This is a genomic window from Vibrio sp. 10N.286.46.A8 (assembly GCF_041470165.1).
In the GTDB taxonomy this organism is placed as follows: domain Bacteria; phylum Pseudomonadota; class Gammaproteobacteria; order Enterobacterales; family Vibrionaceae; genus Vibrio; species Vibrio tasmaniensis_A.
This window is the reverse complement of the sequence record NZ_JBFRLX010000058.1, coordinates 17,330-41,425: the sequence shown is the minus strand read 5'-3', so window position 1 is coordinate 41,425 and position 24,096 is coordinate 17,330. Positions and strand designations below refer to the sequence as shown.

General features: G+C 45.5%; 20 protein-coding genes and 2 pseudogenes. 3 read left to right on the top strand and 19 right to left on the bottom strand.

Annotation, left to right across the window (positions count from 1 at the left end; translation table 11 throughout):
- On the bottom strand, positions 1–373 hold a 373-nt coding region (locus AB4232_RS07135; RefSeq protein ID WP_372086741.1), incomplete at its 3' end, for a TraB/GumN family protein.
- A 404-nt stretch (positions 374–777) separates the two neighbouring features.
- Here AB4232_RS07135 and AB4232_RS07130 point away from each other — a divergent pair.
- Together AB4232_RS07130 and AB4232_RS07125 are read left to right on the top strand one after the other, a co-directional pair.
- The gene (locus tag AB4232_RS07130) at positions 778–3,432 is read left to right on the top strand and encodes a beta-N-acetylhexosaminidase (protein WP_372086739.1); all 2,655 of its coding nucleotides are present in this window, start codon (positions 778–780) and stop codon (positions 3,430–3,432) included.
- Positions 3,433–3,968: 536 nt separating this feature from the next.
- The gene (locus AB4232_RS07125) at positions 3,969–4,682 is read left to right on the top strand and encodes an oligogalacturonate-specific porin KdgM family protein (protein WP_009848608.1); all 714 of its coding nucleotides are present in this window, start codon (positions 3,969–3,971) and stop codon (positions 4,680–4,682) included.
- Positions 4,683–4,931: 249 nt separating this feature from the next.
- On the opposite strand, the gene AB4232_RS07120 is transcribed toward AB4232_RS07125, so the two are convergent.
- Both AB4232_RS07120 and AB4232_RS07115 read right to left on the bottom strand, forming a co-directional pair.
- Positions 4,932–5,372 carry a DUF411 domain-containing protein gene (locus AB4232_RS07120; protein ID WP_029223113.1) on the bottom strand — a complete coding sequence of 147 codons (441 nt, stop codon included), beginning with the start codon at positions 5,370–5,372 and terminating at the stop codon, positions 4,932–4,934.
- Positions 5,362–8,145 (bottom strand): heavy metal translocating P-type ATPase, encoded by a 2,784-nt coding sequence (locus AB4232_RS07115; protein ID WP_135382681.1) that lies wholly within the window; start codon positions 8,143–8,145, stop codon positions 5,362–5,364. The genes AB4232_RS07120 and AB4232_RS07115 overlap by 11 nt, the downstream gene beginning before the upstream one ends.
- 318 nt (positions 8,146–8,463) lie before the next feature.
- Between AB4232_RS07115 and gltX the strand changes: the two genes are divergently transcribed.
- Positions 8,464–9,891, top strand: coding sequence for a glutamate--tRNA ligase (gene gltX, locus AB4232_RS07110; RefSeq protein ID WP_009848605.1), 1,428 nt, complete (start codon positions 8,464–8,466; stop codon positions 9,889–9,891).
- 86 nt (positions 9,892–9,977) lie between these two features.
- On the opposite strand, the gene AB4232_RS07105 is transcribed toward gltX, so the two are convergent.
- The 16 genes and pseudogenes from AB4232_RS07105 to AB4232_RS07030 all read right to left on the bottom strand — a co-directional run bounded on the left by AB4232_RS07105 (position 9,978) and on the right by AB4232_RS07030 (position 24,060).
- Positions 9,978–11,201 (bottom strand): beta-ketoacyl-ACP synthase, encoded by a 1,224-nt coding sequence (locus AB4232_RS07105; RefSeq protein WP_372086737.1) that lies wholly within the window; start codon positions 11,199–11,201, stop codon positions 9,978–9,980.
- Positions 11,198–11,923, bottom strand: coding sequence for a 3-ketoacyl-ACP reductase FabG2 (locus tag AB4232_RS07100; protein ID WP_017099148.1), 726 nt, complete (start codon positions 11,921–11,923; stop codon positions 11,198–11,200). The genes AB4232_RS07105 and AB4232_RS07100 overlap by 4 nt, the downstream gene beginning before the upstream one ends.
- Positions 11,920–12,384, bottom strand: coding sequence for a hotdog family protein (locus tag AB4232_RS07095; RefSeq protein WP_017103978.1), 465 nt, complete (start codon positions 12,382–12,384; stop codon positions 11,920–11,922). Before AB4232_RS07095 ends, AB4232_RS07100 begins: the two co-directional genes overlap by 4 nt.
- The gene (locus AB4232_RS07090) at positions 12,377–13,576 is read right to left on the bottom strand and encodes a beta-ketoacyl-[acyl-carrier-protein] synthase family protein (RefSeq protein ID WP_372086735.1); all 1,200 of its coding nucleotides are present in this window, start codon (positions 13,574–13,576) and stop codon (positions 12,377–12,379) included. Before AB4232_RS07090 ends, AB4232_RS07095 begins: the two co-directional genes overlap by 8 nt.
- A gap of 5 nt (positions 13,577–13,581) precedes the next feature.
- On the bottom strand, positions 13,582–14,205 hold the full coding sequence (locus AB4232_RS07085; protein WP_372086733.1) for a DUF3261 domain-containing protein: 624 nt from the start codon (positions 14,203–14,205) through the stop codon (positions 13,582–13,584).
- Positions 14,202–16,574, bottom strand: a complete 2,373-nt coding sequence (locus tag AB4232_RS07080) for an MMPL family transporter (protein WP_372086731.1) — start codon at positions 16,572–16,574, stop codon at positions 14,202–14,204. Before AB4232_RS07080 ends, AB4232_RS07085 begins: the two co-directional genes overlap by 4 nt.
- A complete protein-coding gene (locus tag AB4232_RS07075; protein WP_372086729.1) occupies positions 16,546–17,244 on the bottom strand; it encodes an outer membrane lipoprotein carrier protein LolA in 699 nt (232 codons plus the stop codon). Before AB4232_RS07075 ends, AB4232_RS07080 begins: the two co-directional genes overlap by 29 nt.
- Entirely contained in the window at positions 17,231–17,761 is a 531-nt protein-coding gene (locus AB4232_RS07070; protein WP_372086727.1) for an acyl-CoA thioesterase, read from the bottom strand. The genes AB4232_RS07075 and AB4232_RS07070 overlap by 14 nt, the downstream gene beginning before the upstream one ends.
- 39 nt (positions 17,762–17,800) lie before the next feature.
- Positions 17,801–19,348: a histidine ammonia-lyase gene (gene hutH, locus AB4232_RS07065; RefSeq protein WP_372086725.1), complete on the bottom strand. Its 1,548-nt coding sequence runs from the start codon at positions 19,346–19,348 to the stop codon at positions 17,801–17,803.
- A pseudogene (locus AB4232_RS07060) lies at positions 19,326–20,291 on the bottom strand (glycosyltransferase family 2 protein); the annotation flags it as partial. The pseudogene AB4232_RS07060 and the gene hutH, both read right to left, overlap by 23 nt.
- A gap of 62 nt (positions 20,292–20,353) precedes the next feature.
- Positions 20,354–21,143, bottom strand: a pseudogene (locus AB4232_RS07055) (glycosyltransferase family 2 protein); the annotation flags it as partial.
- The gene (locus tag AB4232_RS07050) at positions 21,136–21,498 is read right to left on the bottom strand and encodes a 3-hydroxyacyl-ACP dehydratase (RefSeq protein ID WP_009848594.1); all 363 of its coding nucleotides are present in this window, start codon (positions 21,496–21,498) and stop codon (positions 21,136–21,138) included. The pseudogene AB4232_RS07055 and the gene AB4232_RS07050, both read right to left, overlap by 8 nt.
- Before the next feature lie 87 nt (positions 21,499–21,585).
- A complete protein-coding gene (locus tag AB4232_RS07045) occupies positions 21,586–22,968 on the bottom strand; it encodes an AMP-binding protein (RefSeq protein WP_372086722.1) in 1,383 nt (460 codons plus the stop codon).
- A gap of 6 nt (positions 22,969–22,974) precedes the next feature.
- A complete protein-coding gene (locus AB4232_RS07040; protein ID WP_012603416.1) occupies positions 22,975–23,532 on the bottom strand; it encodes a septation protein IspZ in 558 nt (185 codons plus the stop codon).
- Positions 23,532–23,789 carry an acyl carrier protein gene (locus tag AB4232_RS07035; RefSeq protein WP_009848591.1) on the bottom strand — a complete coding sequence of 86 codons (258 nt, stop codon included), beginning with the start codon at positions 23,787–23,789 and terminating at the stop codon, positions 23,532–23,534. Before AB4232_RS07035 ends, AB4232_RS07040 begins: the two co-directional genes overlap by 1 nt.
- Positions 23,790–23,799: 10 nt before the next feature.
- The gene (locus tag AB4232_RS07030) at positions 23,800–24,060 is read right to left on the bottom strand and encodes a phosphopantetheine-binding protein (protein WP_009848590.1); all 261 of its coding nucleotides are present in this window, start codon (positions 24,058–24,060) and stop codon (positions 23,800–23,802) included.
- Between the last annotated feature and the right edge of the window lie 36 nt (positions 24,061–24,096).

Here is a 24,096-nt window from a genome sequence, read left to right as displayed (position 1 = left end):
GTATCGATAGAGAGGTTGCCCAAGGCGGTGAGTTAAGCAGTTGTTGCGTTGGCATACCCAATGATTTTGATATGTCGGTTAATAATTGTTTTTGTTGTTTGTTTAATACATCAGCGGTGGTCACTTTGGTCGTCGGATAAACGACACCCTCTGTCTTTCTTATATCCGTTTCGATAACTAAGCCATCACTGTTTTTTAGCGCGTCGGTGATTGCCGAAGGAAGTGGGTACATACTTTTATCCCCAACGTGCACAGAACCTAAGATAGTAAGCGTCAGATCATCCTTTTTGGCTTGCCAATAAAGAGGCTCGGCCGCAGCTTGTTTGGCTGAAAATGCGAGAACGAATAAAGTTACGTACAAAAATGTGCGCAAGGAAAGCTCCTATTAAAAGATATGAACTCGTTAAAATTGATTTTGACGGCGTTTTTTAACGGTTTTTTTTGAGAACGATGTCACGTTGTTTGTACGAAAAGTATAACAACACGAACAAACTCTTAAACCTTTCTCCCTACCAACAACACGATTTTATGAAATCCTTTAAAAAGATTGTGATTCAATTCTCAGTTTTTACGTCAAAATAAAAATGACGGAAGTGCCGTAGGTTGTAACTTTATGATTTTAATATAATTAATTTTATCAGTGTTTTTGAGATTTGAAGCCGATCACTTTATTAACCTGATTTAATTCACGGCAAAAAATAAGCCCATATAGTTTATCTAACTTTCGAAGCGCTCCACTTTGCTTCTGACTCAATTTTAAATTTATGGGTGAATACGATGTTGAAGAGAAACTTACTATCTGTAGCGGTACTGGCTGGTTTGACGGGTTGTGCTGTAACGCAAGCACCTGAGCAACAGGTGGTTGATGCACTGGCTGATAACCTTGATGTGCAATATGAAATTCTAACCAATCACGGTGCGAATGAAGGCATGGCTTGTCAGGACCTAGGTGCTGAGTGGGCGTCATGTAATAAAGTGAACATGACCCTGACCAATGACGGTGAAGCGATTGATTCGAAAGATTGGACTATCTACTTCCATAGTATTCGCCTTATTTTAGATGTTGATAACGAACAATTTAAAATCACTCGTGTAACGGGTGACCTACACAAACTAGAACCTACAGATAAGTTCGATGGTTTTGCCGCTGGTGAAGAAGTGATTCTTCCGTTAACGAGTGAGTACTGGCAACTGTTTGAAACTGACTTTATGCCGGGTGCATTCGTAACTGCGCCAAACGCAGAACCTAAGATGATTGCTTCATTGAATACTGAAGATGTCGCGTCGTTCGTAACAGGTTTGGAAGGAAACAACCTTAAGCGTACACCTGATGACAACAATGTCATGGCGACTGCGGTTACGCGTTTCGAAAAGAATGCGGATCTAGCAACGCAAGACGTTTCAACAACGCTTTTACCAACCCCAATGTCGGTAGAAGCGGGGGAAGGTTCAGTGAGTATTGCTGGTGGTATTGCCCTACCTAAAGAGGCATTCGATGCTGAGCAGTTCGCTGCAATTGAAGAACGTGCAGATGTGGTAAACGTAGATGTGAGTGGCGACCTACCTGTTAGTGTTGCCGTTGTTCCTACTCAGTTTACGGGTGATTTAGCAAAATCTGGCGCTTATGAACTAAGCATCTCGGAAGAGGGGATTGCGATTAAAGCGTTTGATAAAACAGGTGCTTTCTACGCAGTTCAGTCTATTTTTGGCCTAATAGACAGTCAGAACGCTGAATCACTACCACAACTGTCGATCAAAGATGCACCACGCTTTGATTACCGTGGTGTGATGGTGGATGTTGCTCGAAACTTTCACTCAAAAGATGCCATCCTAGCGACGCTAGATCAAATGGCTGCATACAAGATGAATAAACTTCACCTTCACTTAACTGATGATGAAGGTTGGCGTTTAGAAATCCCAGGTTTACCAGAGCTAACGGATGTAGGGTCTAATCGTTGTTTTGATTTGGAAGAGCAAAGCTGTTTACTGCCTCAGCTAGGTTCAGGTCCAACAACAGACAACTTTGGCTCTGGTTTCTTTAGTAAAGCGGATTACGTCGAGATCTTAAGCTACGCAAAAGCGCGCAGCATCGAAGTAATTCCAGAAATTGATATGCCAGCACACGCTCGTTCTGCTGTGGTATCAATGGAAGCGCGTTACACTCGCCTAATGGCGGAAGGCAAAGAAGCTGAAGCAAGTGAATATCGCTTGATGGATCCACAAGATACTTCAAACGTGACGACTATTCAGTTCTACGATAAGCACAGCTTCATCAACCCATGTATGGAATCATCGACTCGCTTTGTTGATAAAGTGATTACTGAAATTGCAGCAATGCACAATGAAGCGGGTATGCCGCTAACGACTTGGCACTTTGGTGGTGATGAAGCGAAAAACATCAAGCTAGGCGCAGGCTTTCAAGATGTTGATGCTCAAGACAAAGTTGCATGGAAAGGTAACATTGAGCTAGACAAGCAAGACAAGCCATTCCAACAGTCTCCACAATGTCAGTCTTTGATTGCTGATGGTTCAGTGAGTGATTTTGGTCACCTGCCTGGTTACTTTGCAAAAGAAGTATCAAAAATTGTTGCAGACAAAGGCATTCCTCACTTCCAAGCTTGGCAAGATGGCTTGAAGTATGTGGAAGAGGGTGAATCTGGCTTCGCTACTGAAACTACTCGCGTTAACTTCTGGGACGTTCTTTACTGGGGCGGCACTTCATCAGTGTACGACTGGTCAGCGAAAGGTTATGACGTGATTGTCTCTAACCCAGATTACGTATACATGGATATGCCATACGAAGTTGACGCAGCAGAGCGAGGTTACTACTGGGCAACGCGTGCAACGGATACTCGTAAGATGTTTGGCTTCGCACCAGAAAACATGCCACAAAACGCGGAAACCTCATTAGACCGTGACGGCAATGGCTTCACTGGTAAAGGCGAGATTGAAGCAAAACCTTTCTACGGCTTGTCTGCACAGCTTTGGTCTGAAACAGTACGTACCGACGAGCAGTATGAATACATGGTGTTCCCTCGCGTACTTGCAGCAGCAGAGCGCGCATGGCACAGAGCGGATTGGGAAAACGACTACAAAGTGGGCGTTGAGTACTCTCAAGATACCGACCTAGTAAATAAGCAGTCTTTAAACAACGACTTTAATCGCTTCGCGAATATTGTTGGTCAACGTGAACTGGCCAAGCTTGAGAAAGCGGGTATTGATTACCGACTACCAGTTCCGGGGGCAAAAGTGGTTGATGGCAAGCTAGCGATGAACGTTCAATTCCCTGGCGTAGAGCTTCAATACTCAGCGGATGGTGAAAACTGGCTAGCGTATGATGAGCAGCAACGTCCATCGGTTTCTGGCGAAACTTACATCCGCTCTATCTCTGAAAGTGGCGAGAAAGTAAGTCGAGTGACTTCGGTGAAATAATCGATAAGCAACATTAATAGATGAGCTCCCTAGCTATTATCTTACTCAGATAAAAGTGGGAGCTTTTTTTTCGTCCAAACTAAGTTCGGTACATTCCTTAAACTGAAACATATAGAAATAGCCTTTGTTTATAACGTCAACAATGCACATAAGGTGAGATTCATCGCAAAAGTGACGCACTTCTCATTCTTCTCTTCAAAAAATAAGTCCGCCATAAAAAACTATAAATCAGGTGTGATTGAAATAACTGAATCTAATTTTACGCCGTGAAATAACGTGATCTTGATCCGTTTTGATTATTGGGTTTCTTTTTTTATCTATTTTTATGTTTTTAACTTATTGATTTATTTAAGTTAAATAACTTCCCTTTTTTTGATGGTGAGAGAGATCACTCTGTTTGTCCTTTTATTTTGAAACGTAAATTAAATCGAGCAAGATAGATTTCATGCCAGGGAGGCTACCAATTACTCAAGCGGCGAAGGTGAATGATATACCGAAGATATGTCGCTGAAAAATTTAAACTAAGGCAGTTTACTATGAAAAAAATTATCGCTCTAAGTGCACTTTCTCTTGCTTTCGCTTCTAGTGCTTTCGCTGGTTCTTCTTACGTTACAGGTAATATCCAATTTCACGACGATGGCCGTATCCACGGTTCTGATATGACTTCGACTCTAGAAGCTGGCCACACGTTTGACAACTCTCTAGGCGGTTTAACTGTTTACACTGAGTTTGATGGCATCCAACTTGGCGACCTTGAAGGTCTAACTGCTGCTGAAACTGGTGGCGACGCAACAACTGGTCAAGCAAATGCATTCATCACTGTTGGTGGTGAGCAAGCTTTCAATATCACTGACAACCTATGGGTTGCAGCGGGTTACCAACATGTCTTCTCTGCTGGCGAGAGCATTCAGTTCCGTCCATTGGTTAAAATTGGCTACAACTTCGATAACGGTATCTCTATTAGTAACCGTACTCGTGCACACATCGATGACACTTCTGCAGATGCAGACACTGATTACCGCATGGATAACCGCATTGCTTACTCTGTAAACGAAGACCTAGCGCTGAGCTACAACAACGTATACATGATTGATGCTGAAGCTATGGATCACGAGCTTCGTGCAACATGGACTCGTCAAGGTGTTCAACCTTACTTCGAATTCCGTAGCCAAGCTAACGGAGTTGATTTCGCGAACGGCGCGTCTAAAACAAACAACGCATTCGTATTCGGTGCATCTTACGGCTTCTAAGCTGATTCACTTGGCTGCTTAATCGATTAGATTATTAGCCAAGTGAGTTTCTTCGCTAATTAGCTTTTTTGTTAAATAGAGTTTTTGCTAACTAGCGACGAAAACATAGTGGTACTAACAGCCCGGTTGGTGCCGCGACAAGATTTGCTTTACTGTCCAAAAGCAAAGAGCCTAGTAAGTAAACCACAGTCTTGGGTTTACTTAATGCTAGGCTCTATTTTTATTACTGTTCGTAGGTCTATTTACGCTCTATTTTCCGTTGTAATGACGGTATTCAAACACCTGACCTTTCTCGTTAAACGCATACACAGAATACTCGTCTTTCTTATCGCCATACTCCATGCCCGGAGAGCCCATTGGCATGCCTGGAACCGCCAAGCCAATCGCATTGCGTGGTGGGTTCTCTAAAAAGGCTTTCACGTCCTCTGCAGGAATGTGCCCTTCAAATACGTAACCGTCGATCTCTGCCGTATGGCAAGAAGCCAGTTCTGGCGTTACTCCTAACTTCTGCTTGATTGGGTTCATGTCATCATGGAGTTTCTCTGTGACATCGAAACCTGCGTCTTGCATGTGCTCTGTCCATTCTGTGCAGCAGCCACAATATGGAGACTTATGGTTTAGTACATTAGTAGCGAGAGCTTGTCCTGAAATTGCAGCGAGTGCAGTAAGAGTCATAACTTTACGAATCATGGTGAACCTCATGAATATGGTTTTTGTTGATATTATAATGAGTGGGTTTGAACAATCTTAATCTGTTGGCATTGCTGACTACGGTGATTGATGACATCGCCATCGCTGCGCCTGCAACGACAGGGCTAAGTAAAAATCCGAAGAATGGGTAGAGCACACCAGCCGCAATTGGAATACCTAACGAGTTATAGATGAAGGCACCAAACAGATTTTGCTTCATATTTCTCACGGTTGCCTGGGATAGCTCGATCGCATTACTCACAGACAGTGGCGACGAGTTCAGCAGCGTCATTTGCGCACTTTCAATCGCCACATCACTACCACTGCCCATTGCGATTCCTATATCCGCTTGAGCAAGAGCTGGTGCATCGTTAATACCGTCTCCGACCATGGCAACACTCTTATATTGCTGTTGCAGCTGAACAATATGCTGAGCTTTCTGCTCTGGTAGTACTTCCGAGATAACCTCGTCGATACCCACGTTTTTACCTATTGCTTGAGCCACAGAGTCGTTGTCGCCCGTTAATAGTACGGTGTGAATTCCGGCGGATTTTAGTTGAGCAATGGCTTGTTTGCTATCTATTTTTAACGAGTCTGAAATGCCAAATATGCCTTCCAGTTTTTGATCGATTACAACGAAGATGGGTGTCCATGCTTGTGTACGACAAAGCTCGATAAAGTCCGCGCCAATGTCTGTATTGATGCCGAGTTGGGTGAGGTACTTAAGTGAGCCTACTTGAACGTTTTTGCCGTTAATTATTGCCTGTACTCCAAGCCCTCGTTGGTTTTCGAATTCTCTGTGGGGTAGTGCTGAAACTTGTAAGCTCTCAGCATATTGGCAAACGGCTTTCGCTAATGGGTGTTCTGACCCTACCTCTACCGAATAGGCGTAAGCCAGCAGCTCTTGTTCTGATAAGTCGCCATAAAAGGCCTGCTGAACTGTTGGTTTACCTTGGGTTAGGGTGCCTGTTTTATCAAATACGACAGCATCGATTTTGCTTGCAGATTGCAACACATCGGCATCCTTGATCAGAACACCAAACTCAGCGGCTTTGCCCACGCCGACAGTAATAGAGAGCGGTGTCGCTAAGCCCAAGGCACATGGACAGGCGATGATCAGTACAGTGGTTGATACCACGAGCATGTAACTTGCACTCGGTTGTGGTCCAACAAAAAACCAAACTAGGGCGGCAATGGCTGCGATCGCGACCACAACTGGTACAAAAACGGCAGAGATAGAGTCGGCAAGCTTCGCAATCGCAGGCTTGCTGCTTTGTGCTTGGCGAACCATCTGAATGATTCGAGCCAACATGGTGCTTGAGCCAATCCCCGTAGCTTCAATGATTAAGCTGCCATCACCATTAATGGTACCTGCTGAAACGCCATCATTAATTGATTTAACGTTGGGAAGCGGTTCGCCAGTCAGCATCGATTCATCAATATAAGATTCGCCAGATACCACGACACCATCGACAGGGACTTTTTCTCCCGGTTTCACTCGAACTTGCATACCGACTTGAATGGCTTCTACAGCGATGGTTTGCTCTTTACCATCGACGATAACCACAGCCTTTTGAGGTTGTAAATTAATCAGTGCCTGCAAAGATTTGGTGGTGCGTGCCTTGGCTTTGGCTTCAATGTAGTGACCCAAAGAAATAAGGCCAACAATCATTGCGCTCGCTTCAAAATAGACATGGCGTGATGGTTCTGGGAACCATGATGGAATCAGCACAACCAGCATTGAATAGAACCATGCCGCGCCTGTACCTAGAGCGACCAAGGTATCCATGGTTGCACGCTTGTGCATCAGTGATTGCCAAGCGTTAGTAAAGAAGCTGCGTCCTGAGGTCGCAAGCAGTACTAAACAGACGACACCTATTAAGCCCCAAGCCAATTGGTCGTTAAATGTAGCAATAGTCATGCTGCCACCAAACAGACCCCACGCCATCAGCGGAGCACCGATAAGTAGCGCGCTTACTGAATTCTTTAGGAAAGCTTTTTGGGTACGAAGTTGTTGCTCTTGCTGTTTTTGTTGTTGAGTTGCCGCGTCATCAACGAACTCGGCACCGTAACCTGCGTTTTTCACCGATTCTATTAGCGCGCTCTCGATGACGTCACGTGTTTCAGATGTGAAGACCAAGGCTGTCTGTTCAGCGAGGTTGATCTGAGCTTGGTCGACGAACTCATTCTTTTTCAGCGCTTTCTCTACCGAAGAAACACAACTCGCACACGTCATTCCCTCAAGAACAAGGTGATAGGTATATTGGCTAGCAGCAGGTTTATCTTGTGTCGGTTCCACTGACGCTGTTTTTTTATCGTCTTCTGATTCTTTATTAGATAAAGGCTCATTAATTTCAGAGTAAGGAGTCGCGTGATAACCCACACTTTCGATTAGCTCAATAAGCTCGGATTCTGAAAGCAGAGTAACCAACGACAATTCATGTTTGCTGACTTCTAGGTCTGAGATTAGCTCGGTCTGCTCAAGCGCTTGAGTCAATTTATTCACGCACTTACCACAGCTGAGCCCTGATAATGAAAGATGCAGCGAATTACCCATGGAATAACCAAGGGTCGCTAACTGTTGGTTGAGTTGAACGTAACTAAAAGGAGTAGAAATATCGATGTAGGTCGGCGATATGTCGTTGATCTTCGTATTCTCGAGATCGCCAAACAGTGTGCGAACTTTCTTCGCACAACCCATGCAATTTAGGCCGTTGAGCACAGCTGTGTAATGGTTCATATCGATACTCCAATTTTCATCTAGCCCTAACATAAACCTTCCCGTAAGGGTAAGGTCAAACATAAATTCAAGAATTTGATATTTGCTGGAATATTGAGTGATGGAATAGATGAGGTTTATCGCGAGCGTGGCGAGAATTTGCCGTTTTAGGGCATTTGACATGTGCTTGAGCTATTGGTTTTCTCCTTCTACGATAGCTTTCGTACAAGATCAGCGCATTAATCATTCACTACTGATTGTAGATTTAAGCGGTGGTGATAAAATAGCGCCCAAAATTTAGTGATATTTTTCTGTTGCAGGCTTTGTAATGGCAATCACTAAAAGAATCACCTACATAATCAAGGTATTTAAATGACGGTTAAAACTCGTTTTGCTCCTAGCCCAACTGGCTATCTTCACGTTGGTGGTGCACGTACTGCACTTTACTCTTGGCTATTCGCTAAGAATCAAGGTGGTGAATTCGTTCTGCGTATCGAAGACACGGACCTTGAGCGTAACTCTCAAGAAGCGGTTGATGCAATTCTAGAAGGCATGCAATGGATGGGTATGGAATGGGATGAAGGTCCTTACTACCAATCTAAGCGTTTTGACCGTTACAACGAAATGGTTGATAAGCTACTTGCTGAAGACAAAGCTTTCAAATGCTATGCGTCTAAAGAGCTGCTTGACGAAATTCGTGCAGAGCAAGAAGAAAACAAAGAGATGGCTCGTTACGATGCGAACCACCCTAAAATTGTTGCAGCAAACGAAGCAGCAAAAGAAGGTGATGCATGCGTTATCCGTTTCCGTAACCCTAAAGAAGGCAGCGTAGTCTTTGATGACCAAATCCGTGGTCGCATCGAAATCTCTAACAGCCAACTTGATGACCTAATCATTCGTCGTACCGACGGTGCACCAACATACAACTTCGTTGTTGTAGTGGATGACTGGGACATGGGTATTACACACGTTGTACGTGGTGAAGACCACATCAACAACACACCTCGTCAAATCAACATCTATGAAGCACTAGGCGCGCCAGTTCCAACTTTCGCTCACTGTGCAATGATTCTTGGTGATGACGGTGCGAAACTTTCTAAGCGTCACGGTGCTGTTTCTGTAATGCAATACCGCGACGAAGGTTACCTACCAAATGCACTAAACAATTACCTAGTTCGTTTAGGTTGGTCTCACGGTGACCAAGAAATCTTCTCTCAAGAAGAGATGATTGAATTCTTCAGCCTGAACGCTATCAGCAAGTCTGCTTCTGCATTCAACACTGATAAGCTACTTTGGTTGAACAACCACTACATCAAGACTTCTGAGCCTGAGTACGTTGCTAAATACCTGCAATGGCACCTAGACGCACAAAAGATCGATACAACAAATGGCCCGGCTATCACTGAAGTGATAACGCTAGTTGGCGAGCGTTGTAATACGCTTATCGAACTTGCTGAACAGTCTCGTTACTTCTACGAAGATTTCTCTGAGTTTGAAGCTGGCGCAGCGAAGAAGCACCTACGTGGTGTTGCTAAAGGCCCACTAGAGCTTGCTCTTGCTAAGGTTGAAGCGCTTGAAGATTTCACTACTGCAAACATCAAAGATGGTGTGATTGCAGCAGTATGTGAAGAGCTAGAGGTCGGCATGGGTAAAATCGGTATGCCACTTCGCGTAGCAGTAACAGGTGGCGGCCAGTCTCCTTCTGTTGATGCAGTGATGGAGCTTGTTGGTAAAGAGCGCGTAATCGCTCGTATCAAGATGGCTCTTGAGTTCATCGCTGAGCGTGAAGCTAATGCTTAATTGAGCTTTTGCTAGATTCAAAAAAGGGTCAGTAACTTGGTTACTGACCCTTTTTATTTGTCTCGAGTTTTAGCTAATAAATAAGCTTAAATCTTTTTGAAGATGATGGAAGTGTTGATTCCGCCAAAGGCAAAGTTATTACTCATTACATACTCAACATCCAATTCGCGACCAGAACCTGTAATGTAATCGAGTCTACCGCAGCGTTCGTCGATGTTTTCAAGGTTCAATGTTGGGCTGAACCAGCCGGAATGCATCATTTCTAGGCTCAACCAAGCCTCAATGGCACCACATGCGCCAAGCGTATGACCAAAGTAGCTTTTTAATGAGCTGATTGGCACTTCACCAAAAATGTTCGCGGTCGCATTACTTTCGGCAATATCGCCTTTATCTGTTGCCGTTCCGTGCGCCGAAACGTAACCAATTTTTTCAGCAGGAAGCTGTGCATCTTTCAGCGCTTTCTCCATACAGATTTGCATGGTTTCCATTTGAGGTTGGGTCACATGGGCGGCATCGCAGTTGCTGGCAAAACCGATGATTTCCGCGTAGATCTTTGCGCCACGAGCCACAGCATGTTCATACTCTTCAAGAACAAGTGTACCTGCGCCTTCACCGATAACCAGGCCATCGCGCTCACTGTCGTAAGGGCTAGGGGATTTTTCTGGCGTGTCGTTTTTTAAACTGGTAGCAAAAAGGGTATCGAAAACGGCAGATTCGGTTGGGCATAGCTCTTCACCACCACCGGCAACCATCACGGTTTGGTAACCGTGTTTGATTGCTTCATAGGCGTAGCCAATCGCTTGGCTACCTGAAGTACAGGCACTGCTGGTGGGAATCACACGTCCACGTAAGCCAAAGAATAGCCCGACGTTGACCGCCGCGGTGTGTGGCATCATCTGAACGTAAGTCGTTGCGGTGATCGCTCGTGTCGATTTCTCGTTAAGCATCACGCCAAATGCACCAACAGCATCTGTACTGCCGGTTGAAGAACCATAGGCAATGCCTGTTTCGCCATTAGTCAAAACGTCGTGGCCAATCAGCCTTGCTTGCTCTAGTGCATTTTCGGTCGCCACTGTTGCTAGGCGAGACACACGGCCCATACCACGTACTTGTTTACGCTTATAGTGCTTAGGTAGTTGGAAGTCATCGATTGGAGCTGCAAGCTTAGTGTTTAGGCCATCGTACTGCTCAAAGCTAGGCATGTACTGGGTCGCATTTTCACATGCTTTTAGTTTTGGCTCGATGTGCTGCCAATCGTTGCCAAAAGCGGTAACGCCTGACATGCCAGTTACAACAACGCGGCGGGTCATACTAAGCCTCCATTAACTGAAATCACTTGGCGAGTTACGTAGCCCGCAATATCCGACATTAGGTAGCTGACTAGGCCTGCTACTTCTTCTGGTTCACCCATGCGGCGTAATGGAACTTGAGGCAGCGCATGCTCTTTTACATGCTCATCAACCATCCCGGTATCGATTAGACCAGGAGCGACACAGTTTACCGTTATCTTGCGTTTTGCTAGTTCTAGAGCAAGTGACTTAGTCGCGCCAATCACACCTGCTTTTGCTGCGGCATAGTTGGTTTGACCGCGGTTACCCATGATGCCGGATACAGAAGCCAGAGTAACGATTCGACCGCCTTTGCGTTTTTGAACCATTGGCATCACGCACGGGTGAAGTACGTTGTAGAAGCTGTCGAGGTTGGTATGGATAACACCATCCCACTCTTCTTCCGTCATAGCTGGGAATGCCGTGTCACGAGTAATACCGGCATTATTCACCACACCATAGTAAGCGCCGTGTTCGGCAATATCTGACTCAAGCGTTTCGCGACATTCGCTGCGATTGCTGATATCAAATTGGATCAGACGTCCTGCAGCACCGAGCTCAGTGATCGACTTTAATGTGTCTTCAGCACCTTGCTTGTCACCCATGTAATGAACGGCGATTTCAAAACCGTCTTTCGCGAGTTGAATAGCGATCGCTTTACCAATGCCTTTACTGGCACCAGTGACTAAAACCTGACGGCTCATGATGGGCTCCTAGTTTTCATTTCTTGTAATTTTTGTTCGGTCGGCACGTAGACGTTGAGTTGGCATTGAGCCACTAACTCGCCTTGGTCTTCGACTCGGGCGGTAAACACGGCCATGCCACTGTCTTCCATGAGTTGTTCAGCATAGATATCAAGGGTTTGACCTTGAGTAAATTCATCACACAGTGACTTGTAGCGACGAGAACCGAGTAAGAAGCCGATTGGAGGAGTAGTGCCGTTTTTCAGCGCATGGTATCCAGACCAAGCTGCAACAGACTGCGCCATAAACTCGATGCCAACATAAGCTGGGACCGTTTGAGATTCGACGTCAAAGAATAGGTTGTGCGCGCCAATATCGACCTGGCAGTGAATCGACAATGCCTCAACGTTGATAGCTCGATCGATTAATATCATCGGATCATCGTGTGGGAGAAGTTGGTCTACAGAAGGGATATCAGTCATTTACTACACCAAAAATCAGGCTAATGTTGTTGCCACCAAAAGCGAACGAGTTGCTTAAGATGTTCTTTACTTTAAGTTTCTGGGAACAGTTTACCAAATCAATCTCAATATCTTCAGCTTTATACTGACATTTTTGTAAGGGGAGTGGTAAGTCATATTTTAGAATATGCCACGCAATTGCAGCCTCTATCGCACTTGCCGCTCCAAGAGTATGTCCTGTTAGAGGCTTGGTTGAACTGACGGGAACCTTGTTTGCAAAAATACGATGGATGGCTTTGCTTTCCATTGAATCATTGAGTGGAGTTGCGGTGCCATGGGCATTAATATAACCGATGTCTTTTGCTCGTAACTGTGCAGAATCTAACGCCTTTCTCATTGCTTGTTCTGCACCGTTCCCTTCTGGATGGGGCGCGGAAATATGGTGTGCGTCGGAGCTGTCGCCATAGCCTAATAGGGCTATATTCGAAGTGCTTTGAGTTGTATTAGTAGCGGTTGGTTTTGTCTTGCTAAGCAACATAAATGCCGCTGCTTCTCCGATGTTGATGCCATCACGAGAGGCGCCAAAGGGCTTACAATGTGTGGTTGATAGCGCTTCAAGACCATGAAAGCCATTGAGCGTCAGTTTACATAGTGTATCGACACCTCCAACCAACACAGCATCAGCCATTCCTGAATCTAACAAACGTTGGGCAGTAACAAATACACGGCCACTTGATGAGCAAGCGGTCGATATCGCATAGCTTGGCCCGGTTAATGCACAATGTTGGCTAACAAACTCAGAGGTGTTGCTTAGTTCTTGTTTTGAATAGTGGAAATCTTCGGGGAAAGAGCCATGTTCTAGTTTGTGTTTAAACGCCGTTTCACCATCAGAAATTCCCGAGGTGCTTGTGCCGATAACTACAGCAATTCTATCGGCACCAAATTGTGATTTTGCTTGCTCGATAGAGTCTTTGATTTGATTAACAGCCGATAACGCCAGTTGATTGTTGCGAGTGGCGTATTCCGCTTGTTCTGATGGGATTTCTGGTAATTCGCCAGCCACCTTACCAACGACCGTCGGCTTACCGTCGTTTAGCATGTCGCTCACTTCAACCATGTTTGATTCATGCTCGCCTTTGAGGCAGCTATGAATGTCAGCAACGCTTGAGCCTAATGCGGAGTGGAAACCACAGTCTTGGATATAAATAGGCATGATGTTTAGCTCTTACTTGGATTATCGACAATCGTTGAGTTCAACGTTTGTATGGTGATGGTGTAGCCTTGAATCAAATGCTTGAAAACAATGTTGCCTGCGGTTTTGTGTGTTCCGGGCTCTGCTTCGTAATCAATTTTAATGATTGGCTGTTGGTTTTCATCAAATACGGTGCGGCTGTTTTCGGTATCGACCAAATACCAACCGATGCCTTGTAAAGGTTGAGCCCATGCTTCAACTGGCCATAGAGTTAGCATCAAATTAAATAGTACTTGCTCGGGTAGCGGCAGGGTAGCGCCAAGACCAGATAGAACTTGAGTATCAATCGTTTGGTTTTGGTATTGCAGCGATAGAATGCGAGTACCCCAAGAGGAGAAACCCGCCAACACGACTCTGTCTGATGTGACTTCGACTTGAACAGGAAGTTGCTGCGTATCATCTTGCCATGTTGCGCTGATCAGCTGACTTGCCGTAAATGAGTATCCCAGTTCAGCAGGCAGCGGCAAGGCTAGCTCTGTGTCTTTGTCGATTGCGACACTTGCGCCTGTAGGCTGTTGAGACACCATCGAACAAGCGCTGAGTAGTAAGCCCAATCCAACGGCGAGCGCTATCTTGATTGTTTTGTTCATCTAAAAGCCTCTCGAGAGTTTGATTTTTCCGCTGCTTGTTGGTGGTTGATTGCAAGTGGCGAAAGCAACCACGCGACGAAAATACCAGTTAGGACGGTGACTCCGAAGCTATGAATGGCATGAGTCTGACTCAGTGACAACAAGCCAAATGAGAGTAGCGTCGTGAGGCCTGACAAAGTAATCGCTAATAAGGTGCTTAGTGATTTCTTCTGCTCAGCAAAGAACAGGGTATAGTCGATACCAATCCCTAAAATTAGAATCAGTCCAAGCAGGTTAAACAGATTCAGTGTCGAGCCTAAAATACCCGTGACCGCTAAACCAGCGACTCCGGAAATTAATGAAGGCAACAGCATTAATAGGCTTTGCTTCACACCATAACGCCAACCCAACACCATGCCAATAGCCGCCAAAGCTATCAATAATAGCTCGGTGATCTTGACTCTATATTCCGCAAAGAGAGCGGAGATTTCATCGGCTTTATTAAGGTATTTAACGCCTTGTTGCTGAGCAAAGCTTGAATCGAGCCATTGAGAGAACAATTCTGAATTCGTGACGTCTTTTATCAAAATGACTGACGCGGCTTGCCCATCGATCGGTTTTAACCAAAGTGGTCGAACAGGTTCTGACACCGGTGATTCTAAAAATCCAGATACCGTGATTGGTTCGAATTTTGGTAGTTGTGGAAAAGTAGACCAACCTAGCGTGCTTTGTAATATATGGCTTTGCTGGCCATAGAGCTGTTCAACTAACTGATAGTTATCATGCTGGTCTTGTTCGCTTAGCAACTGTTGATTGATGCTGCGATATCCGGAGATACCTTGGCTATCGACCAAAGAATCTAAGCTCGTGGTGATATCTGCCAGTTTTTTTAGCAGTTTTTGATCGCTGTTGGCGGTCACCAGCAGCATATTTTGACCACTGCCTAATCCTGATATCTCAGTAATGGCTTGTTCTTGCTGTTTGAGTTGATCAGGCATCGCTTGAAGTTGACGAATATCGTCGTCGTAGCGAATTTGGCTGAGTGATATCAAACTAACGACAGTCACTATTAATGGTAAGCCAATTCTAAATTTTTGGTTGCTCCAGAGGCTTAACCAAGTATGCCAAAGCTTCGATAAGGGAAGAGGTCGTTCTTGGCTTGGTTTTGCCGCTAAAACCGGATACCAACACACCACACTGGCGTAAGCTGCGATCAGTCCAATCGACGAAAAAAGAGCAAGTTGCTGTAACCCCGGGAAAGGTGCCACTAACAGACCTAGGTAGCCAATCAAGCTGGTGATCAGACCCAAGGTGATCGCAACGATAATATGTTTCAAGCCTTTGTCGCTTTGCCATTGATTACCAGCCGCCAAGCGATCAGTCAGGTAGTGAAAGGAGTAGTCGATGGATACGCCAATCAAGCTAGCGCCAAACACCAAGCTAAACAGGTGAACTTTACCGAAGATAGCGACGGTGCTTGCCAGAGCGACCAATAATCCGGTACTGATTGAAAGCAAAGACAAGGCAAGTGGGAGGGCGCTACGAAATGTTAGCCACACCAATAAAATTACACCGGCCAATGAGCCCAAACCAATGGTACTGATTTCTGATTTCGCGCTTTCGGTACCGTAATTGGCGTAGAACACCACACCGGTATGCTGCACTTTGACACCAAACTGCTTTTCGATCTCGCGCTCAATTGAATCAAGATCGGGAAGTTGCTCTTGAATCGCTAAACTATAAGGCGAACCTGCCAGAGTCGCCGTCACCAAAATATGAGTTTGCTCATTAGATTGAGCGGTGAGGTAGCCTTCTTTCACAACAAAGTTACTTGATTGAACGCCAACAGCACTGATGTAGTCGCGAAATAGCAGAAATGGGTCGAGAGATAGCTCTGCTGCAGTGACGCCTGAGAACGGATTGTACAGAGACTGAATGACATATTGAGCTCGCGAATCCGGCGAGTGTGTCAGCGTCTCTTTTTGTTGTTGGGTCAGCAGTTGAGCTCGGTGACGAAAATAGAAGTCGCTCCACTGGCTTTGAGTACTGGCGTTGATCTTTCCTTGAACTTGCTTAAATAGCGTTGGCTTATTTGAGAAAGATCTTCGGTTGAGGGCTTTTTCAAAAGCGTCAGTCGCTGTCATGGCTTGTTCGACGTCGGAGGCACTTATGATAAAGACCACTTGCTCGCTCATCGAGCTGGATATCTGCTGAAAGGCTTGCTCTACTATGGGGTCTTGCTGGTTTTCTGGCAGCAATTTCATGATGTTGCTTTCAATGGGTGCTGACGAAGAAAAAGCGAATTGTTTGATCAACAATCCGCTAAATAGCACTACGACAACAAGCCAAGCAAGGGCTAGACTAGAATTGGAATTGTTGCGCTTCAGCATCTGATAATACTTCCGGTAGATGGCTTAACTGGCTAAATTCGATCACTGTGCTGTCTCCACGAACTTCTCTAAGTTCGATACGTTCAATGTCATCTTGTCCTTGCAGCGTGATGGCTTCAAACACCGCGTTCATTGGTGCATTCTTTGGCTTTAGAGTGAGTGTCCATCGTGTGTCTTCTGAACTTGAGTTTGCACTTTCATCAGAATTTTTCGCAGTTGCTGGTTCAAATGAAAGTGAGAATTGCTCTTGAAGCTTTTGCGTATCCCCATGAAACACTGACAAGAAGATATGGCTGAAATAAAACGCCATCGGGTTTTCTTTGTCGGTGATGATTTTAGCGGGTTGATCTGCAAACCTTTGGCTCAGTTTGTTATCGGTTAGCACTAAGCTCACAGGGAAGGGGGTCGCTTGTGTCCAAAGTAAACCATTCGACTTGTCTAACAGGAAAGTACCTTGTGATGTTAGAGGTTGGGCGAACATTTCCATGTTGCGTGTTTGAGTGAACTGACCACGAACGATACTATTTTCGCTTAACACGGTTTGTAGTTCTGTAATAGAACCGACAGCATTTGTGTTCTCGCTAGCGCCAGCAAGGTGGCTCGCCATCATTGAAGCAAGCCCTAGCAGTGCGATACTGATTTGCTTACGGCCGTGTTTAAACAGACTCATGTTTCACCTGCTGCTGTGTGTTAGATACTTGAGATGGGTCTGATTGTTGGTCGTTTGGTTGCTGCTCAGCTGATTGGGGTAAGCAGCCAAATTGATGCCAGCGTTCGACTTTATCGGTAAACACCTTCGGCGAAGCAAAACACATCTCTTGCTCTTCAATGGTTACTGCAACCTGCATGGTGTGAGCGCGTGTCATACGAGCACCGGTGTTGGCATCGTGAATTTCGTAGTCAACACGCAAGCGGTTTTCCCATTCAGTTAACTTAGCGGATACCGTGATCTGATGATTAAACGGTATTGCTTTGATGTACTTTACGCGCGTGTCGATGATCGGCCACATGTAGCCCGAATCCTTCATCTCATGGTAGTTGTACTCAATCTTATCCATCATGATGCGCCTAACTTCTTCAAAAAATCGGAAGTAGTTGCCATGGTAGATCACGCCCATTGGGTCGGCATCTTGGAATGAGGTGATAAGCGTCACCTCTGATTTTAATGGATGAAGGATTTCAGACATAAATCGCTCTCAACAATATTGCGTAAAAGGGTAGCTACTTTATGAGTAAAGTGACCAATGCTGACTTTGAATACGAGTAATGAAGTGGCGTAGATCGCCCTCAAGTGGTCGATCTTCTACGATAAATTCAAACTCTTTGAGTACTTCGTCGCGAATGTGCTTTAGGTTTTCACTCATGTGGTGCTCATCAAGCTCATTGTGGCGCTTACGAAGCTCAAGCGCTTGTGTCCCCGCCAGAAGTGATGCTGCCGCTACTTGTTCAGTCAGTTCAAGAACGCGTAAGCAGTCACGAGCCGCAATGGTGCCCATGCTGACTTTGTCTTGGTTGTGACACTCGGTTGAACGAGAGAACACGCTTGCTGGCATGGTGTGTTTCAATGCTTCTGCTGTCCAAGCTGAAACGCCAATCTGTACCGCTTTGAAACCGTGGTTGATTGGTTTACGTTCGCCTTCAGCACCCGTTAGGTTAAATGGTAAGCCGTTGTTGAACTTGTAATCCATCAACTGCGCCATTTGGCGATCAAGTAGATCTGCAAGGTTGGCTACTGCTGTTTTTAGCGTATCCATTGCCATTGCGATGTGGCCACCGTAGAAGTGTCCACCGTGCAGTACGCGCTCATTGTCGCCATCGATAATTGGGTTATCGTTAGCACTGTTGAGCTCGTTCTCAATCATTTGGCGTAGCCAAGGCAGAGAGTCTTGAACCACACCAATCACATGTGGAGCACAACGCAGTGAGTAACGATCTTGTAGGCGATCACTGTTGCGTGGCGGACGATCCGCTTGTAAGTCATCACGTAGCCATGCAGCAACTTGCTGTTGACCCGGATGAGGCTTCACTGCAAACAGCGCTTCATCGAAATGGAAATCGTTGCCTTGCATACCTACAGACACCATTGCGGTGATCTTAGTCGATAGCTGAGCTAGGTATTCTGCACGTTTGTAGGCGATACAAGCCAAAGCCGTCATTACTGACGTGCCATTCATCAATGCCAAGCCTTCTTTTGGCTTAAGCTTGATAGGGTTAATCCCTAGCTCTTTGTAAACGTCACTAGTAGGGCGAACTTCACCTTTGTAGATAACATCGCGCTCACCAATCAGTGCAGCTGCCAGATAAGACAGCGGCGTTAAATCACCACTGGCACCAACCGATCCTTCTTGAGGAATGCGCGGCGAGATATCTTGGTTGATCAGAGTGACGATCTGGTTGAGCAAATCGTGAGTCACACCAGAGACACCTTGTGACAATGAACAAAGACGTGTCGCTAATACTGCACGAGATTGTTCGTGAGACAGTATTTCGCCTAAACCACAGCCATGAAAGCGCGTTAGATGCAGTGGTAATTCATCAACAAGGTTTGGCGGAATTGCAACGGTACATGAGTCACCGTAGCCCGTTGTCACACCATAGATCACGCCTTCTTCTTTCAATAGGCGTTCTAAAAAAGCGACACCGCGGTCGATCTTTGATGTGAACTCATTGCTTGAGTTCATCGAGGCTTTTGCGCCTTGTGAAATAGCGACAACATCCTCAATCGTGAGGCGTTCGGCACCAAAGGTGATGCTATTTGGATTTGTTTTCGTCATGGTGCTTGCTCAATGTCCAAAAGTTAAAAAAGTTGTACCACTGAAGCGGTGCTTTCAGTGTGTAGTGCTGAAGTCGGTCTGCGTATTTCTGCACGACTTGCTGTAAAGATTGTTCGCGAGTCTTCCTTGGTAGCTCTATCTTGTCGCTGAAATGCTCAAAATAGACATTAAAATGCGGTTTGGTTTGTGAGTCATCTCGTAGGCCAAACAATAAGAATACTGGCGCTTTGAGAACAGAGGCTAACATAAATGGCCCTTGAGGGAAGGGAGCTTCTTTACCCAAGAACTCTGCCCATACTGAGCGACTCTCTTTGCTGGTGGAGGTTCTATCACCAACGATCACAATCCATTCACCTTGCTCCAATTTTTGTTGCAACAAGATGGCGGTATCAGGGCCCATCGATGTCACCTGAATCAGGTTTAAATCAGATTGTGGGTTTACTGCTTTCATCACCGAATTAAAGCGTTCGGCGTGTTCCGTGAAGACCAGCGCATTGATTTTGATGTGTGAGTGTCGACGTCCCAAAGCACGGCACAACTCGATATTACCAAGGTGAGAACCCAGGATTAGCACACCTTGCTGGTTTTCCACCATACTTTCGAATTGCTCTTGACCATGAATGGTCAGGTTATCGACTGAAAAATCACCTTTCCATGCGGCTAATTTGTCTAGCATGGTATGGCCAAACGAAAGCAGGTGGTTATAACTGGTTAATTCAGCGGGTAACTCAATATTCTGTTGCTCTGCGTATGTCTTAAGCTGGAATAGGTATTGCTCAGAAGCGTTTCGCGCGCGCTTGCCTGTCAAATGGTAGTAACGCATCACACCGCGCAAAATTAGGTTGAATACACCTCGGCCTAATAGTGAGTACACAGCTAACAACAGTTTGATACCGAGAACTGTGCCGCGCTCTTGAGTTCTGGACCAATGAGGCTGTTCAGTGCTATTTGGTGTCTGCTGCGCCTGATTGCTTTCTGAAAATTGTGTCGAACTTGTTAGGTGATCTTCAGAATTTGATTTGAAGTGACGAGCAATCAGCTTAGGGGCTCTTGGCAGCATGCCGAAGAACAGTCGAGTATGCATCCAACTGATTTTTACGTTGTCCCACAGCGCATCGAAATGAGAGACACCATTTTCAGGGTAGATGACTCGCGTCTCAATGAAGTCAATGTCGCAACCTTCCCAGTATAAGCGAACCAGAATCTCGATATCGAAGTCCATTCTCGAACCGACATCGTATTTATTCAGTACTGTTTGTGCCTTATCGATTGGATACGCTCTAAAGCCACACATGCTGTCTTTAATCGAGAGAGATAGAGTTTCTATCCACACCCAAATATGTGTCGCGTAGCGCCCGTAGAGCCTTGCCTTCGGTACGCTATCGTCATAGACAGGCTGACCTGAGATCAGGCGCTGGGGCTTAGCTTGTGACGCTTCGATTAATGCGGGTAGGGCGTCTAGGTCATGTTGACCGTCAGCATCAATCTGAATGGCATGACTAAAGCCGAGATCCTGTGCTCGTTTGATGCCAGCTTTTACGGCACCGCCTTTGCCTTGGTTCTGCTCAAGCGTCACCAAGGTTACGTTTGAATTCTCTACTAGGGGAGCCAGAAACTGTTTCGTGGTGAGTTCACTGCCATCGTCAACGATGATGATCGGCAACTCAAAATGATGGAGTGACGACACCACTGCAGGCATGGTTTCACCGTGGTTAAAGCACGGAATTAGGAAGCAAGCTTTGTAGTCGCCTTCTTTTGTTAGGTGTTGAGAAGCAGCCTCAGGAGCGCTATTCACTTTTCTCTCCCAGCTTCATTTTTCCTGAAGAGTGGGTCTGTTCACCGCTGTTTGAGGTGTAGCTGAAGCTCAGCTTGTCTTTGTCAGCATCCCATTTGAGTGATAGCTGGATTGTGGCGTCAGGAAGGATAGGCTCTTGGAATTTGATGACCTCCATACCTTTAAAGTAACCAGGGACATTTAACTCTTGGACAGCATAGTGAAGTGCCCAGTCAATTTGTGTCACACCGGGAAGAATAGGGAAGCTCTTAAAGTGCCCCTTAAAATCGGTGATGTCTCCGGTAACATGGAGTGTCAGGGTCGATTCTTTCTCTACAGTGTCAACAGCAATGACGTTTGGTTTTCTCTTATCCATAGCGTGTGCTTAGAATCCTTGGGCTAAAATGGGTCTTCTGACAAAAATATAAAAGATAATCTCAGTATAAAATGCGACCAGTGATTTTTATGATTTTACGAGCTGCTCTATGTGAGAGGTTAGTCGCTTGCCTTGGCTGTTGAGGGGGATCTCATCAACAACACGATACTTTCTTGGAATAGCGATTGGCTCTAACCATTTTCTGAGTTCTGAACGTAACATTAACCAGAATTTACCTTTACTCATGGTTGCGAGAGTCGCTTGGCCTTCCTCTGATAATACCAAAACCGATGCTAAAATTAAGCGTTCAGGCTCTTCAAAGGGAATGACCACACACTCGCTTATCCAAGGCAGTTGCTCAAGTCGCTTTTCGACTTCAACCAGTGATACTCGTTTTTCTTCTATCTTGATCACTCGGTCGGTTCGGCCTTTCAATATGAATTGATTCTCTGAGACCATTTCGCATTCATCGGCGGTTTGATACCAGTTGTTTTTGTCGATGTACGGCGACAATAACTTAATGCAATTCTCACTATTAAGACTAGCCTTAATACAGTCAAAAAGCTGCCAAGGTGTTTGAACGCTCTGTTGCTGACGAAACGCGATGCCGCCGGTTTCTGTGCTGCCAAACACCTCGATAGGTAAATGCCCAAGCAGATCTCGTGATTGATGAGCCGACTCGGTAGGTAAAGGGCCACCAGAAGAGAACACCCCCGCTAGATGCGTAGACTTTGTCTCGTGTTTTAATCGTTTGAGTAGCGCAGGGCTGCTGATCAGCACGCTCTGCTTGTTAGCGTGAGACAGGATCTGTTCCGGGTATTCGAGATTGTTTCGAGAAAATGGAACGCTAGAACAAAGCGGCCATAAGATTCGAAACAACAGACCATAGATATGTTGGTGTGAGACGGTGCTGTGGACTTGGTTGTCTTTAAGCAAGGCGCCCCAGTTTTTATCTAGCTGAGCGATTTCAATATCTAGGTGTTCTAAGGTCTTATGGATTGCTTTTGGTGTACCGCTTGAGCCTGAAGTAAACAAGGTCAATTGGATTGCTGCTAACTCAATGGCGGGAAGATTATCGGTTAGAGGTTCTCGTATTTCGGTGTCTAATAAGGTTTGGATATTGCGAACTTCATTTATTTCCACTGCACCAATCGCATCATCGACCAACAGACAGTCAAAATGCTCACTCAGCTCGGCAAGCGCACACGGTTGATAGTTACCTGGCAAGATGATGTGTTTGTTGCTGGCTGCGCACGCTAAAAAGGCCACTGAAAATAGGTAGCTGTCTTGGGTGCAAATCGCAACTCGTTGAAAAGGGGATGAAGATAAAAGCTGTACGAGTTGAGATAAGTCGTCGTTAAATGTTTGCCACGAAATCTCGCTATTGTCGTCAAAGCAGACAATACAATCAGGCGATCTGTTCTGACTGAGAAGTTCAGACAAGGAAGTGTAAGAGACGGTTTGGGTCATAACAATTTAACTCTGACGAATGCGCTGTCTTACTACCCACTCTCCTGCAAAGAGCAACCCTGCAAATACATAGCTGAGTAAGCCATTGTATAGAGTCCATATTTCAAGAGGTTGGAAGCAGGTGTAAAGGGCGATAGAGCCATTGATAACAAAAAACAGACACCAAACTTTGGTGACTGTTCGTGTGTAATCAACGCCACTTTGTGGAAGTTCTGGCTCTTGGAGGCGAGCAAGCCGCTCGATAATCGTTTGCGGTTGCCATAGGCTCGAGGCGAACACAACCAGCATACAAACATTAACGATGACGGGGTAATAAGTTAGCCAGCCGTGCTGTTTGAAGGTTAACCCTAATGCCAGCAGAACAATTCCGGCACTTCCGCTGATCCAAGCTAGGTGTTTTAGCTCTTTGATTTTAGCCTGACCACCGGTGAAAATGCGGACAGCAAAAATAGCGGCTAAGACGATACCAACGGTTTGTAGGCCAAACTTGTTGAGTCCAAAGTAAACCGCTATTGGATAAGTGAAAAGTATGATTGCCGACAGTAAAGTCAGCAGAGGACGCATTATGCGTCCTTCAATAGTTCAACCACAGACTCGACAACGTCATTAACGGTGCGTACTGCTTTGAACTCTTCAGGCTTGATCTTCTTACCTGTAACGTTCTGTAAGTGAACGACCAAATCAACGGCATCAATGCTGTCGAGATCGAGGTCGAGATAAAGGTGTGCTTCTGGAGTGATATCTTCAGCATCAAGCTCAAACAGCTCGATAAGCGCATCTTTAACCTGGTTGAATACTTCTTGTTGGTTAGCTTGTGTCATAAAGATCTGTCTAGTTGTTTGTTTTAGATGAAATGTAGTTAGCTAGGTTTTCAACCGATGCAAAATGCTGGCGAGTGTTTGAATCGTCGGCATCGATAACAATGTTGTACTTTTTCTTGATAGCAAGGCCGAGCTCAAGGGCATCGATAGAATCTAATCCAAGTCCATCACCAAACAGTGGTGCTTCCGTTTCAATTTCATCAATGCTCATATCTTCAAGATTCAGTGCGTCGATAATCAGTTGTTTTAGTTCGTTGTGTAATGTTTCCACTTAGGCCTACTTAGTACTTTATCTAAATGCTACTTC